Raw genomic sequence first — 14,169 nt, forward strand, 5'->3', positions numbered from 1 at the left:
TTTATTATCCTCCTGCTTATTTATGCTTATAATTTATTTGTTTTTCTTTAAGTTCTCAGCTACGATTGCTGCAAGGGCAATCGAATTTACCTTTGTCTCAAATGTATCGGAACGGGATGTCAGGATAACCGGTGCCTTTGTACCTGTTAAGATACAGCCATTCTTAACCTTTGCTGTGTGAACCAGTGTCTTGTATGTGATATTACCTGCGTGAATGTCCGGGAACAGTAAGATATCTGCATCACCGACAATCTTACGGTTCGTTGCTCCCTTATGCTTTGCAGCTTCCGGATCAATTGCAAGGTCCATGGAAAGCGGTCCGTCCACGATACAGCCTGTAATCTTACCCTCTTCATTCATCTTTGTAAGCTCAGCTGCGTCTACTGTAACAGGCATCTTCGGATTTACTACCTCTACCGCTGCAAGCGGAGCTACCTTTGGACACTCGATACCACATGCATGTGCAACTGCAACTGTGTTGCTGATAATATCCACCTTGTCCTCCAATGTTGGGTATGGAATAAATGCAACATCAGTCAGGAAGAACATCTTCTCGAAGCCTTCAATCTCAAACAGACATACATGTGACAAAGCCTTACCGGTTCTAAGTCCCACTTCCTTATTGAGTACACTCTTCAGGAATCCCTTTGTGTCAATGAGACCCTTCATGTACATATCTGCCTCTCCATCATGTACAAGCTTGACTGCTGTCAGGGCTGCTTCTGTCGGATCCTTCACGTCAATAATCTCAAAACCCTCTAAACTCATATCCATGCTTGCAGCGATTTCCTTGATCTTATCAGCATCTCCGACCAGAATCGCATCTGCAATATCCTTGTCCTTCGCTGCCTTTACTGCTTCAAGAACTGCATCATCCTGTGCAACTGCAACGGCAAGCTTCTTCTTGCTGCATGATTTAATCTGCTCAAGTAATCCTTCAAAATTCTTCATTGTTCTGTTCTCTTCCTTTCCTCTTCCATCCTCTTTTTATGAGTCTTTGTTGTTCTTTACGTCCAAGATTGCTGAAACGGTGCATAAAGCAATTGCTATAAATCCCATAGCATGATCAATATGCTTATTTATCTGCTTTCTTCGTTTTTCCTTAAGCTTCCGCTCTTTGCGCGACATACGCTTTGCAGGTTCTCTGTAAAGTGATTTCGCAGGCTTTGCCTTCTTCGGTTTTTTCGGAGTCTTCAGTCTTGACATCTGTTTCACCTTCTTTGACGAATTTATAATGTGTTTTCCGCATTATTCCGGCTTGTGTGAACACAGCCTATATAATGCTTATTATACCATTTTAAGCGGACTTTCGCAACATCTGTTCCGGCGGCTTCGCGAAATAAGCCACCGTCAGCAGAATCGTCATGCAGACCCAGCTGATCGGTTCCGTAAGTGCCACACCGAAATAAGCAAGCCGCGGCACCAGAATCGTTGCAGAAAGTACCTTGATTGTCATCTCAACAACGCTCGAGCACACCGGTATTACCTTCCGCCCCATCCCCTGCAGACTGCACCGCAGAATAAATAGCGGTCCGAGCACATAGAAAAACACAATACTGATCCGGGAATACATCACCGCAGAATCTACAATTGTCGGATTATCGGTAGACGCAAGCCATGTAAATACCGGTCTGCCAAATGCAAAGCAGATAATTACAAGTACCGTTGTTATTCCCGTTGCTATAACAACGGCATGACGAATCCCTCTGCGAATACGTGCCGGTTCCCCGGCTCCCATATTCTGACTTACAAAGGTTGTCATTGCATTTCCCAGACAATAAAGTGATACCGTAAATATATCGAACACTTTTCTTGCCGCTGTATGCGCCGCAACGATTGCCGTTCCCAATCCATTGATTGCGCCTTGCAGCACAATCGTTCCGAAATTCACAACAAGCGACATAAATCCCATTGCAAGCCCCGTCGTAAGAAGCTCACTGTACTGTCCTTCCACCGGTTTCCACTCGTCCTTCTCCGGTATAATATCCCGGAACTTAAGCAGGATATAACCAAGGCAAAGCACTGCCGAAAGTGCCTGCGAGATGATTGTCGCCCAGGCAGCACCCTGAATCCCCATATGAAATCCATTCACAAACAGCAGATCCAGTCCAATATTCACGAACACGGAAATAATCAGACAATAAAGCGGCGTCCGGCTGTCGCCAACCGCGCGCAGTACATTTGCACACATGTTATAAACAGACACAAATATAATGCCATATAAAATGATTCGCACATACGCAAGTGCCGGGCTCATAATATCTTCCGGTGTTGCCAGAAGTTTCAGGATCGCAGGAATCAAAAGCAAGATTAACACGGTAAGCACAACTGCCCCTGCCAGCGTCAGCAACACAGTACCTGCCACCATGCGGCGCATCCGCTTATAATCCTTTCCTCCAAAACTGTTCGCAATCGGAATCGCAAATCCAAGTGTCAGGGAATTCAAAAATCCGATTAAAGTGTTCGATACAACACTTGTGGCACCGACAGCCGCAAACGCTTCGGTGCCAACAAATGTACTTACAATCTTACTGTCCGCAATATTATATAATTGTTGAAATATGCTGCCGAATATCATCGGGATGGCAAATAAAATTATCACCTTTGCCGGGTAGCCTTTTGTCAAATCTTTCATCCTGTTTCTTCATTCCTTACAATACAAATATTCTCTGGTATAAACACAACACCCCATTCTGCACAAGAAGTACGAATGGGGGTTGTATATATGTAGCATTAATTACTCTACCGTTACAGACTTCGCCAGATTTCTCGGTTTATCCACATCCAGTCCCTTTGCCTCGGATGTATAATATGCAACTAACTGCAATACAACCGCTGTTGCAAAGGATGTAAACTCACTATCCATCTTCGGAAGGCGGATATGCTGGTCACAGATACTTGGATCATTCACTTCCTCATCCATGCTGACAAGCACAACATACGCACCTCTTGCCTTTACCTCACGGATATTCGAGATGACCTTCGCATAGACATCCTCCTGGGTCGCCAGCGCGATAACCGGAACATTCTCAGAGATTAATGCGATTGTTCCATGCTTGAGCTCTCCTGCCGCATATGCTTCGGCGTGCACATAAGAAATCTCCTTTAACTTCAATGCCGCCTCTAAGCTCATCGTGTAGTCCAAACCTCTTCCGATATAGAACGTATCGGTTGCAAACTTGATATGATCTGCCACTCGCTTGATATCATCCGCGCATTTCAGAGTTTCCTCAACAATATTCGATGCATTTGTAAGCTTTGTCATAAAGCGTTTTGCATCATGCTCTGTGATAAGTCCCTTCACCAATCCGATCCGGCATGCGATCAGATACATCGCTGCGACCTGTACCGTATATGCCTTCGTCGATGCAACCGCAATCTCCGGACCTGCATGTGTATATAATACATAATCGCTTTCTCTTGCGATTGTGCTTCCCTTCACATTGACGATAGAAAGCACCTTGGAACCGCGATTTTTCGCAAGCTTCAATGCCTCTAACGTATCAATCGTCTCGCCCGACTGGGAAAGCACGATTGTCAAAGTCTCCTCATCGATAATCGGATCTTTATACCGGAACTCGGAAGCACAATCTACATGCACCGGAATCCGAAGCTTCTTCTCGATCAGATGCTTTCCTACCATACCTGCATGCATCGCTGTACCACATGCCACAATAGAAATACGCTTGCAATCCTTAAATATTGCATCGTCAATTCCATCCTCTGTGAAATCCGGAAGTTCCTGATTGATACGTGGTGCAATCGTATTGCGGATTGCATCCGGCTGCTCATAGATTTCCTTGAGCATAAAGAATGGGTAACCACCCTTCTGTGCACTTGTGATATCCCAGTTTACAGTCAACATCTGTGGGGTTACTTTGTTTCCCTTCAGATCCTGAATATCAATACCGTCCTTTTTGAGTGTCAGAATGTGATACTCCGGTACTACGAAATACTCCTTCGAGAACTCGATCAGCGCAGTCAGATCGGAAGCGATAACCGAACCTCTCTCACAGGACGTTGCAACCATCGGGCTGACGTTCCGGATCGCGTAGATTGTATCCGGGATATCCTGGAACATAATACAAAGTGCAAATGCACCGGAAAGTACCTTCACTGTCTTCTTGATTGCCTTGACCGGATCACCCTCATAAAACTTGTTCAAAAGCGCCGCAACGACCTCAGAATCTGTCTCTGATACAAGCTGGTCAGCCAGTCCGTACTCTGTCACAATCTGACGGTAATTCTCGATGATACCATTGTGAATCAGTACGACCTTTCCGACACGGTGTGGGTGTGCATTCACGTCCGTTACCCCGCCGTGGGTTGCCCATCTTGTATGACCGATTCCGCAGGTAGCAGGCATTTTCTCTGCCTCGCAGAGCTTCCGTAACTCCTCTACCTTGCCGGTACGCTTGCGCACCTGAATCTGATCGTTCGACAATAGTGCTAATCCTGCGCTGTCATATCCGCGGTACTCCAACCGTTCCAGACCGCCGATGATAATATCCTTCGCTGGTTCATTCCCCGTAAAACCAATAATTCCACACATAATATCTACCTCTATTCTATTTTTAATTTTCTATGATTCCATTACTGATTACAGAACTTTGTTTTGCAGTTACCCGCATATTTTTTTCTGTATACGCACTCAGCTTGTGCGGAAACGCATCCGCCGAATCTTTCGATCACGTTTCTCCTCGTCATCCTGAGTTTTTTCCGTCCCCTCAGGACCAGGCGCTAAGGTTCTTACCTTTCGAGTTCTGTGTCCTCCCATATCACACAGTTGCCTTATTCTATCATACCAATATTTAAAATGCAAACGAAAAGAAAGGGCAGATGCACCTGAACATCTACCCTTTCTTCTCTGCGTGCTTCTTACTTAGAAGCTTCCTTGAGCAGGCTTGCGCGTGCGGCTGCCGGCTCCTTTACCTGATGGCTGTGCCATGCAGATGCGCTATTTACAGTCTTCTTTGCAGTGTTGTAACCGATCTTTGCTACAAGTTTCTCAATCTTCTTCATACCTTGTACCTACCTTTCTTTTTCCTATCATTGCCAACACTGCTACAAAGGTTACAGTTCCAATATACACAGTGCCAACAATCACACATGATCTCCAAAGAAATGCCAGCAAAGAGCCAATCCCTAAAACGAGAAATCCGTTTCGTTTGTTCCGCTTTTTCTGCACTGCGGTCAGTGGCTTATTGGCATGTGCAACCGGACCGAGTATCGCAAATACACACAGATCTGCGGCGAGCACAATCCAAAGCACGAGTGGTACTTCCGCATATGCTTCCATGTACCGTGAAAGTATCATGACCGCACCCCAGCCACCATAGCTGACGAGCATGCAGACCAGCGACGTCTCCGCATGATACCCACCGAATGCACTGCGAATCAGGTAAAATGTTCCCAAAAAAAGAGCGGTCTGTAACAGGTTCTTCGTGACTATCCCAAGCAGAATAAATCCGATTACCTGACACATCTGTTCAAGAAACACTGCGTATCCATATACATAGATATCGTAGTCCTCTTTCTGGATCACATCTCTTCGCAGCAGATGATCTGTGATTGCATATGCAAGACGTTCCATGGACTTCCTCCTCACTTCATTTCCTGCTACTACAATACCTGATTTTTGACATTTTACAACCTGTCTGGCAAAGTTGGTTGTTTTTTGAGCATACTTTTTACTTTTTCGACGTTATACGACAATGTTCGAGATGAAGAACCCGTTTCGTTCTTCCTCATAGAAAGAACCTTCCATATCCCGGATCAGCTTCTTTACACTCTTTCTTCCAAGTCCGTGCAGACTTGCATCTGCCTTCCGCGTGCGAAGCTCCGGGTTGTTCTCCATAACCGACTGACTGATCCGGTTCCGGACAGTTACCAACAGCAAGCCCGCACTCTCGTAGATCTGCAGCTCAATCAGTTTGTCTTCCTCCAGCTCCTCTGCTTCAATCGCATTTTCCAACAGATTCAGCAGTGCAATCGCAAACTCCATCTGTCCTTCCGGCAAATGTGCACTGATTTCTGTCCGAAACGTGATCTGTTTCTGCCGGCAGATTCCATCGCAATGATTGAGCACAGCATCTAAGATTTCATCGCCTGTCATATAGACACCTTCTGGCTGGAGCTTCGTGTTTAAGACGTCCTCCACATATTTCTGTGCTTCTTCCACATTTCCATTCGCAAGCATTTCCTGAAAGAGCGTGAAATAATGGCGCAGGTCATGCCGGAGCATCCGGTTCTTCTCCTGCAGACGCATCATGCGCTCCATTCCCTCTTTCTGCTCTTCCTGCGACATACGGAGAAGCTGATTTTCCATCAGCAGCTTCTGGCTTTTATTTAATTGATAGGTTGCCACGTACACAAACACATTGATCGCCAGAATTCCGACCATCGCGATACCGATCGCAATCTTTCCCTTTTTGTCAAGATACGGGTAATCCAGCATAATATCTAAGATAATACCGATCAAAATACTGATTACGAACACGACAGCATTCATGACCGGCATCGCGGATTTCATCTTCGTTTTCTTCAGGATCACCATGACCAGAAGCGTGCACAGGATCAGATTCAGCTTCGAACCCATGATGTAATGCAGCCGATGTATCGCATCCATCTCCCATTCCATGCCATTTGTCCCGCGCACGACATACCCGTAAACTGACGCAAAGATCAGTCCACATGCCATAAGCAGGATATTCCAGATTGCGACATAGATGATCTTCTCTGAGATTTTTCCATTCGTGCATACAAAACCAAAGAATATGGTAAGTAAAATATAGACAATATTATTCTCCGGACTATCCGGAAATACTTTCTGCAACACAACATTTGCCACAGGGACGATCAACGCCAGAACGACAAACAACCAGTTCGGCATGCTCTTCTTTTTCCCAAGTATCATCGTCAGAAACACGATACCTAATATAGCATCCAATGTATTTGCAAATATTTCAACGAGATTCTCCATACCTGATCCTCTCCAATAACATCTTATAATTCTTCATCGTCTCTTCCTTATAGCTTCCACTGATCGGCAATACAGTTTCATCTCTCAGAATCAGTTCCTTTTTGCCAATCTGCTTGATGTACCGTATGTTTACCACATACGCGACATGCACGCGTATAAAGCCATATTCCCACAGCTCTTTTACGATCTTTGCCATGCTCCCCTTCGAGACGATCGCTTCATCCTCCGTATGATAGATGATCTGATGTTTGGCTGCCTCTATGTACATAATCTCTTCCACCGAAGCATCCATCACTTCATTCTTTGCTTTTTCGATCAGAACGTGTCCATCCGTCATCCGCTGTTTTGACAGATTCATCAATGCCGTATCAATCTTCCACGGTTCCGCCTTCTGAATAAACCGGAATGGTTTGTATTTGAGCATATCATAAACCATCTCGCCCCGGTTCGTAAAAAATATAATCTGGATTGACGGATACTTTTCCGTCAGTGCACTGGCAATCGCATCACCCGATATATGTGGCATGTCGATATCCAGAAATGCGACATCCATCTCATGTTTTTCCGCCATTGCCATTATCTCCGCCGAAGATTTTGGATTCCACAGCGTATAAATACTCACATCGATCTGCTGATCTTTGCCAAACTGCTCCACATGCAGTCGGACCATCTGCAGGTCGCGTCTTTCATCATCACATATCAATACATTCATATCGTTTCTCCTGTCTCATCATTCATCCCCCTGTTTTCTAAATGCCCCGGATATGCAGCCCTGCTGCTTGATATGCGCAAAGCTTCTCCACGGTCTCTGCCGTAATGATCTCCCCGGTATTCACGATGTAACTTCCGGGCGGATATACATAGATTGGTGCTCTTGCCAGCGTTCCCGCCAGTTTTTGCAATTCCTCCTGCCCGGCACATCGCTCCTTCTCATGATCCCCTTCTTTCGTCAGAGCGACATCGCACATCTGCAGTGTCCGGTATAACTGTTCAAAATCTTCCTGCCCGTCCCGCACCGTCGAGATCAGTACCACATGTTTTCTGCCTGCCATCTCACAGACGACATCCCCTTTATCCGCAAGCATCGCAAGCAGCTCCGGTCCCGGCACAGCTGCATAATATACAAGCCGTGTCTCGTCATATCCATATGCACCTGCTGCACATACGGCTTCTTTCTCTATCATTGTGATCTGCGGAAGCTTCGCACAATTCTCCCGGAATTCCCGCAGATTGTTTTCATATTCCGTAAAATCATGGTCTGCCATATAGCAGATTGCCGCTTCCATATTCATCATGAAAATATACGACGGCGAAGAACTTAAGAATATCTCCAATGCCTGCTCCACCGGTTTCACCAGTTCTTCTGTACAGACATGAATCACCGCTGTCTGCGTCATCGCTGGAAGTGTCTTGTGCAGACTCTGTACAACGACATCGGCACCCATGCGGATCGCAGAATATTCCGGTTTTAAAAATGGCAGATGTGCCCCATGTGCTTCGTCCACGATCACCCGAACATGATGTGCATGTGCCACACGTGCAATCTGCGCAATGTCGGATATGACGCCCTCGTATGTCGGCGATGTCACTACAACCGCCGCGATCTCCGGATGAGACTCACACAGCCTTTCAACATCATCGGCATCGACATACCCATCAATAAATGATGTAAATGCAAAGGCATCTTCTGCCTCTTTCTTCCATGTCGGCTCCACATAAATCGTCTGTCGCTGCAGCATCGCCGCCGCATTGTAGACCGATTTGTGGCAGTTTTTTGCAATCAGGATCGCATCGCCCGGCTTCGTGCATGCCGCGATTGCCGTAAAAATCCCTCCCGTCGCACCATTTACCACGTAATACGTGCCACAGGTCTGGTAGATTTCCTTCAGCATGGCAAGTGAATCCCCGATAAATCCCTCCGGCAGATACAGATCATCTGTCCCCGGCACCTCCGTCACATCCCATGCGAGAAATGCGTCCTGAAAATTTCCATAGCAGGCTTTCCGCTTATGCCCCGGCATATGCCACACCGCATGCGCATCACTCAGATATTCACTTAGCCCATCCTTGATCCATTGTTTATGCATGTTATTCCAGCGTCTCTGACTGCACATCCGCAAGCGTGAGCTTCGTCAGATCTTCCTCTTTAAAATTATTCTCCGCGATCAGGCGGTTAGCCTGATTGTGAATCACGCGATCCAGATAATTACGCACCGAACGCGCATTACCGAAATTCTCCGGCGGACATGCAAGTATCCTAGTAAATGTATCCTGCACATACTGCACCGCGTCGTCCGTCAATGTATAATCGAGTGATTTTGCCCGGTTGGTCATGATCTCCAACAACTCTGCCGCATCATAATTCGGAAATTCAATCGTCCGGTTGAAACGGGAACGAAGTCCCGGATTTGCATCCAAGAAATCCTGCATCTCATCATGATATCCTGCCGCAATGACGATCAGATCTTCCCGGTTATCTTCCATCGCTTTATTCAGGATGTCGATTGCCTCCTGTCCGAAATCACCCTGCTGTCCATTTGCAAGGGCATACGCCTCATCAATAAATAAGATGCCACCCTTGGCTTTCTCGATTACTTCCGTAACCTTCTCACTCGTCTGTCCCATATATCCAGCGACCAGACCAGACCGGTCTACCTCCACCAGATGTCCTTTGGAAAGCACGCCCAGCCCATGATAGATCTTCGCAAGGATTCTTGCCACGGTCGTCTTACCAGTTCCGGGATTGCCAAGGAACACCATGTGATTTGTAACCGGCGGCGTCTGCAATCCATTCTCCTGACGGATCTTACAGATCTTCAACAGATTGATCATATTGTTGATCTCCGTCTTCACGCTCTGCATGCCGGTCAGCTCGTTCAACTGCTTAAGTAATGCCTGTATATCCATCTCCGTATTAAATTCTTTTTTACGCTCTTTCTGATCCGGCAGCGTCTGTGCATCCGGTTGTTCCACCCGCATACGGAATGGCTTTCCAGTTTCTTCTGTATCTGCTGCCCGTACATACTCCGGTGTGTCCATATCTCTCCGGCTGTCTGTATCACTTACTGCCGGCGAATCTTCCTCCTTACGCTCCGGTGTAGAGATCTTCGTCCGCCGCATCTCAAGCGTATCGGACCAATACGAATAATCCGGCTTATCCTCCTGCTTAACCTTGCTTCCGGGCTTAAATGCGATCGTCGGCTTGTAATCCTCCATATCCCCACGTACACGATTGATTTCCTCTGTGATCAATTCAATATACGAGGACAATGCCTGAACCTCTGATGACGCAACCTCCTCGTTGCATGCAATCAGATCATTTCCAATATAATTAAAGGTTGTAACATACAACTGTAACAGATCATAATAACCGTCTGATATCTCCCCGGTTTCTGCTCCGATATTTGAGCGCACAAACGAATTTAACGACCGTGGCGCATGATCCCGGATGCTCTCACTCCGAAGTCCCCAACGGTCTGCATAATCACGGATCATCTTCTCATCAAACTGTGTTCCGAATAACAGATTGATATATTTGATTTCTTCTTTGTTGACGGAACCATCCGAATATGCGAGATATATCAGGAAATGCAGCATATCTGTACGGAAGGTATGTGCCAGATCCATCCGTCCATTTGTCCGTACATAATCCGCACGCCCGATACTCTGTGCCCGACGCATACATAGATCAAACATGCGTCGACTATTATCTTTCACTTTTACGGTATGAAAACTCCACATTTCTACATCCTTACCCTCTCTGTCAATTTCACCATACTTATCTATATTATACGCACAGATTCTTTTCTCTGCAAGAAAAAAGAGGCTGCCAAGCAACCTCTTTTCGTAACCACCTTGGATGATATTCCCTTATGTAACACCCTCTCTTTTGTCACATAAGGAAATACCACTGCTACACGTAACAAGACCTTCACATAACTTCGAGCTCTGATGCTCACGTGTATATTACAACATCACACTCCGTATCCCTTCCCCCTGTACGAAGCTATGACGCTGATATGCAAAAATCAAGCAACAACCCAACTTGTTGCTACATGTATTAGTGTAGCACTTTTAAATATTTTTTCAATGGCAAAATAGACAAATTTTATCTCTGTTTTTAGTCATAATGACAGTTTTTTCGTCTAATTTCTTTATTTCCGTTTATTTTCATTCAGTTTCAATCACATTTTTATTGTGAGATTTATTAATTTCTCACGCAAAACGTGATAAATTTTTGACAACGGCAATCCAACCACGTTCAGGTAATCGCCTTCGATGCCCTGGATATACTTCGCGGCTCCGCTCTGGATACCATAGGCACCTGCCTTGTCCATACAGTCACCCGTAGCGACATAGTTGTCAATTTCTTCCTCCGTCATCGGATAAAATGTCACCTTCGTATGACAGTGGAAGGTATTTCCATGTATCTCTTCCTGCGTATCGGAATCTGTCCACAGAATACACACACCGGTGAATACATCATGCGTCCGCCCGGACAATCGTGCGAGCATCTGCTTCGCCTCATCCTCTGTCTTTGGTTTTCCAAGCACACATCCATCGACAGCAACGACAGTATCCGCACCGATCACCGTGATTTCTTCCACGGAATCTGCTGCCTGATTATCTGTCGTTGATTTTTCCATATTCTTACTGCAGTTTCTGCGGTACACATCTTCCGCTTTCACACGCGCCAGTTTTTCAACCAGCTCCTGCGGTGTCAGATTCTCCAATTCTTCTGGTGGAATCTGTTCCTCTGCCGAAGATACGCACACTTCATATTCATATCCACCCAGCGACAGAATCTCCTGTCTGCGTGGAGACTGTGATGCTAAAATGATTTTCTCCATTGGTTCTCCCCTTTAAATTTCATTATCAACAAGGCGTGCAGCAATTACAGAGCAAATTTAACAGGCACATATCCATGCACCAGTTATCGGAACGCACATCCGGCATTCCATATCCCATGCCACGCTGCACATACCAGTTGCTGCCACCCTGCATACGCTGCTTCATCTGTTTGTATTCCATGTTGTTCGGCTCCATCGCGATTGCACGATCGATATGTTCCATCGCTGTTGCCTGATTGCCAGCACCTAAGTTCGCAGCCGCACTCAGATAATACCATCTGCCCGTCCGGTCGTCTATATCCTCCAGCGTGCGAAGTGCCTCTGTAAACATCCGGTTCATAATAAAATTCTGTGCCGCGGCCAGATGGGACTCATCCTGACTCATGCCACCACCTTCATTTCTGGCACGACGGAATGCATCCGCTCCAAATCCGCCGAATCCATCGAACCCGCCATAGCTGTTGCTACCATACGAGGAACCTGTATTTCCGTCCATGATGCTCTTATATGCCGCCTGCACTTCCTTGAATTTTTCTTCTGCCTGCGCTGCGTTTGGGTTGTTGATATTTGCATCCGGGTGGTATTTCCGGCTCAGATTTCGATATGCTTTTTTCACTTCTTCTTCCGAGGCACCATGTGGAAGCCCCAGAACTTCATAAGGATCTTTCATGCTAATTCCTTTCTTTCTCCCATAATTACGAAACAACCAATTCATAGTAAACGTATATTTCCATATCTATTCATTCTATATACAATGTATTGAAACTAAGAAGTTCTAAATATTCTGATTTACGTGCTCATATTTTACGCCACCGTCGCCAATTCGCCGTCCCTGGCTCACTGGCGACTTGTTTGAACATCGTGTTCAAACATGGCTGGTGTTCTTGCAGAATATTAAGAACTTCTAAGTCTCAAACATATCGTATATATTCATGAATAAATATGGAAATATACGATTTACCATTGAAACTTGTTTCGCAATTATTGTTTACCGTTTTCTGTGTCATTTTGTTTCGTCATAAACCTTACCCAGATCCCGGAATAGATAATGTTGCGGAGGATGGCTGTCTCTTCGACGATTGGCAGGCATTCATAGATTTTCGCCATATCGGTGGCGATCATCATAAGGATTTCCTTCACGTAACAGTCGAACTGCTCTTTCGATAATTTATGGTATAACTCCTTCAAGGGATTGAACCGGTTCTTCTCGATATCCTCCTGCACATCATCATATGCGTCGAGAATATAAATGAATTTGCCAAGCTGGTAACCGAGTCTCCGCAGTTCCTCCGACCAGTCAATCCCGCGTGTCGACTTATATGCAAGGATCTCTGCCATGATATCACCAAAGGTTCCGGCAAGCAAATCCAGGTTCGTCACATTCTTTCTCTCACAGGCAGATAATGTCCGCAGAGATTCCCGGATCTTCGCCAGCTTCTCCGGATAGACCTGACCGATCTTGCGCACACGCTTCCGTATAAAACTGCTGTAACAAAGTCTGGTAAATTTGCGGTCATCCTCCCAGTCATCAAGGCATTTGTAATAGGTCAGAATAAGATTCATATCCGCGATATACTGTATGACCTCATTCTCCAGATATTTTTTCTTCCCAACCGGATGCACCATGCACGTTGCTTCCTTCATCTTCGTATCCGGTTCATATAAAGCGGTCAGAAGCACCGCGGCAAACGTCGAATCATACGTAAGTGACATCTGTCCCATCGCACCGTCCGTATTTCGGAGTGCATGGCAGACGCCGCAATAATACATGCGATACCGCTCATAATCTTTGACTTTCATTTCCGGCTTGTTCACCGTCACATATCCAAACATCGTTCCACCTCCGAGTTAAACGGCTTTCTTATTTCTATTTTATACATTAGCTGTTCTTTATAAACCGTGCGCTACACTTCGGACAACGTATCTCGATCTTTCCTTTTCCCTTTGGGATACGAATTTTCTGCTTACACTCCGGGCAACGGTAGATGTGATGCGTCTTACGCATCGTCATGTGGTTTCTCTCTTTCCGTCCCCACATGCGTAGTTTATACGTCTTATTTAGGAACCATGTATTTTCATCCCGACGCTTGCCAATATTTCTGGAGAACACACGGAAATATGCAAATGCAAAGGTCACAAATGCAATCGTGCTGAGTATATTGCTTCTTACAAACATATCGATAAAAACCAAGATACACGCTGCCCACATCATACACATGGAAAGCTGATCCGTTCCATTTCTACCGCGCATAAAATCCATCAATTTCTGTCTCATAAACATCCTCCATAACTATATCCAATCCTGATATTCATTATTCTTCTTCAATTTTTCGAATT

14 protein-coding genes are annotated in these 14,169 nt (G+C 45.6%); all 14 read right to left on the reverse strand.

Features of this window, described 5'->3' with window-relative positions; genetic code table 11:
* Positions 1-33: 33 nt before the first annotated feature.
* The gene (ptb, locus tag AAAT93_RS04785) at positions 34-951 is read right to left on the reverse strand and encodes a phosphate butyryltransferase (protein WP_021984057.1); all 918 of its coding nucleotides are present in this window, start codon (positions 949-951) and stop codon (positions 34-36) included.
* 36 nt (positions 952-987) lie between these two features.
* Positions 988-1,206 (reverse strand): hypothetical protein, encoded by a 219-nt coding sequence (locus AAAT93_RS04790; RefSeq protein ID WP_021984058.1) that lies wholly within the window; start codon positions 1,204-1,206, stop codon positions 988-990.
* Between the two features lie 91 nt (positions 1,207-1,297).
* The gene (locus AAAT93_RS04795; RefSeq protein ID WP_021984059.1) at positions 1,298-2,635 is read right to left on the reverse strand and encodes an MATE family efflux transporter; all 1,338 of its coding nucleotides are present in this window, start codon (positions 2,633-2,635) and stop codon (positions 1,298-1,300) included.
* Positions 2,636-2,737: 102 nt separating this feature from the next.
* Positions 2,738-4,552, reverse strand: a complete 1,815-nt coding sequence (glmS, locus tag AAAT93_RS04800; RefSeq protein WP_117780884.1) for a glutamine--fructose-6-phosphate transaminase (isomerizing) — start codon at positions 4,550-4,552, stop codon at positions 2,738-2,740.
* 326 nt (positions 4,553-4,878) lie between these two features.
* On the reverse strand, positions 4,879-5,022 hold the full coding sequence (locus tag AAAT93_RS04805) for an AgrD family cyclic lactone autoinducer peptide (protein ID WP_118671201.1): 144 nt from the start codon (positions 5,020-5,022) through the stop codon (positions 4,879-4,881).
* Positions 5,009-5,593: an accessory gene regulator B family protein gene (locus AAAT93_RS04810; RefSeq protein ID WP_117780885.1), complete on the reverse strand. Its 585-nt coding sequence runs from the start codon at positions 5,591-5,593 to the stop codon at positions 5,009-5,011. Before AAAT93_RS04810 ends, AAAT93_RS04805 begins: the two co-directional genes overlap by 14 nt.
* Before the next feature lie 111 nt (positions 5,594-5,704).
* Positions 5,705-6,982, reverse strand: a complete 1,278-nt coding sequence (locus AAAT93_RS04815) for a GHKL domain-containing protein (RefSeq protein WP_227573568.1) — start codon at positions 6,980-6,982, stop codon at positions 5,705-5,707.
* A complete protein-coding gene (locus AAAT93_RS04820) occupies positions 6,966-7,694 on the reverse strand; it encodes a LytR/AlgR family response regulator transcription factor (protein ID WP_117780887.1) in 729 nt (242 codons plus the stop codon). The genes AAAT93_RS04815 and AAAT93_RS04820 overlap by 17 nt, the downstream gene beginning before the upstream one ends.
* A gap of 37 nt (positions 7,695-7,731) precedes the next feature.
* Positions 7,732-9,069 (reverse strand): aminotransferase class I/II-fold pyridoxal phosphate-dependent enzyme, encoded by a 1,338-nt coding sequence (locus AAAT93_RS04825; RefSeq protein ID WP_227573569.1) that lies wholly within the window; start codon positions 9,067-9,069, stop codon positions 7,732-7,734.
* A gap of 1 nt (position 9,070) precedes the next feature.
* Complete coding sequence (locus AAAT93_RS04830; RefSeq protein ID WP_349095506.1) at positions 9,071-10,678, reverse strand: AAA family ATPase; 1,608 nt, start codon at positions 10,676-10,678, stop codon at positions 9,071-9,073.
* A 488-nt stretch (positions 10,679-11,166) separates the two neighbouring features.
* Positions 11,167-11,832 (reverse strand): Maf family protein, encoded by a 666-nt coding sequence (locus tag AAAT93_RS04835; protein WP_118545184.1) that lies wholly within the window; start codon positions 11,830-11,832, stop codon positions 11,167-11,169.
* A gap of 25 nt (positions 11,833-11,857) precedes the next feature.
* Positions 11,858-12,502 carry a DnaJ domain-containing protein gene (locus AAAT93_RS04840; RefSeq protein ID WP_118545185.1) on the reverse strand — a complete coding sequence of 215 codons (645 nt, stop codon included), beginning with the start codon at positions 12,500-12,502 and terminating at the stop codon, positions 11,858-11,860.
* Positions 12,503-12,813: 311 nt separating this feature from the next.
* Entirely contained in the window at positions 12,814-13,665 is an 852-nt protein-coding gene (locus AAAT93_RS04845) for a DUF5685 family protein (protein WP_227573571.1), read from the reverse strand.
* 46 nt (positions 13,666-13,711) lie between these two features.
* On the reverse strand, positions 13,712-14,107 hold the full coding sequence (locus tag AAAT93_RS04850) for a hypothetical protein (RefSeq protein WP_117780893.1): 396 nt from the start codon (positions 14,105-14,107) through the stop codon (positions 13,712-13,714).
* Between the last annotated feature and the right edge of the window lie 62 nt (positions 14,108-14,169).

The organism is Coprococcus hominis (ex Arizal et al. 2022), from assembly GCF_040094675.1.
Lineage (GTDB): Bacteria > Bacillota > Clostridia > Lachnospirales > Lachnospiraceae > Coprococcus_C > Coprococcus_C hominis.

Bases quoted from the DNA above. Each gene is read 5' to 3' on its own strand.
- ptb (WP_021984057.1), bottom strand. From the start codon at position 951: ATGAAGAATTTTGAAGGATTACTTGAGCAGATTAAATCATGCAGCAAG.
- AAAT93_RS04790 (WP_021984058.1), bottom strand. From the start codon at position 1,206: ATGTCAAGACTGAAGACTCCGAAAAAACCGAAGAAGGCAAAGCCTGCG.
- AAAT93_RS04795 (WP_021984059.1), bottom strand. From the start codon at position 2,635: ATGAAAGATTTGACAAAAGGCTACCCGGCAAAGGTGATAATTTTATTT.
- glmS (WP_117780884.1), bottom strand. From the start codon at position 4,552: ATGTGTGGAATTATTGGTTTTACGGGGAATGAACCAGCGAAGGATATT.
- AAAT93_RS04805 (WP_118671201.1), bottom strand. From the start codon at position 5,022: ATGAAGAAGATTGAGAAACTTGTAGCAAAGATCGGTTACAACACTGCA.
- AAAT93_RS04810 (WP_117780885.1), bottom strand. From the start codon at position 5,593: ATGGAACGTCTTGCATATGCAATCACAGATCATCTGCTGCGAAGAGAT.
- AAAT93_RS04815 (WP_227573568.1), bottom strand. From the start codon at position 6,982: ATGGAGAATCTCGTTGAAATATTTGCAAATACATTGGATGCTATATTA.
- AAAT93_RS04820 (WP_117780887.1), bottom strand. From the start codon at position 7,694: ATGAATGTATTGATATGTGATGATGAAAGACGCGACCTGCAGATGGTC.
- AAAT93_RS04825 (WP_227573569.1), bottom strand. From the start codon at position 9,069: ATGCATAAACAATGGATCAAGGATGGGCTAAGTGAATATCTGAGTGAT.
- AAAT93_RS04830 (WP_349095506.1), bottom strand. From the start codon at position 10,678: ATGTTTGATCTATGTATGCGTCGGGCACAGAGTATCGGGCGTGCGGAT.
- AAAT93_RS04835 (WP_118545184.1), bottom strand. From the start codon at position 11,832: ATGGAGAAAATCATTTTAGCATCACAGTCTCCACGCAGACAGGAGATT.
- AAAT93_RS04840 (WP_118545185.1), bottom strand. From the start codon at position 12,502: ATGAAAGATCCTTATGAAGTTCTGGGGCTTCCACATGGTGCCTCGGAA.
- AAAT93_RS04845 (WP_227573571.1), bottom strand. From the start codon at position 13,665: ATGTTTGGATATGTGACGGTGAACAAGCCGGAAATGAAAGTCAAAGAT.
- AAAT93_RS04850 (WP_117780893.1), bottom strand. From the start codon at position 14,107: ATGAGACAGAAATTGATGGATTTTATGCGCGGTAGAAATGGAACGGAT.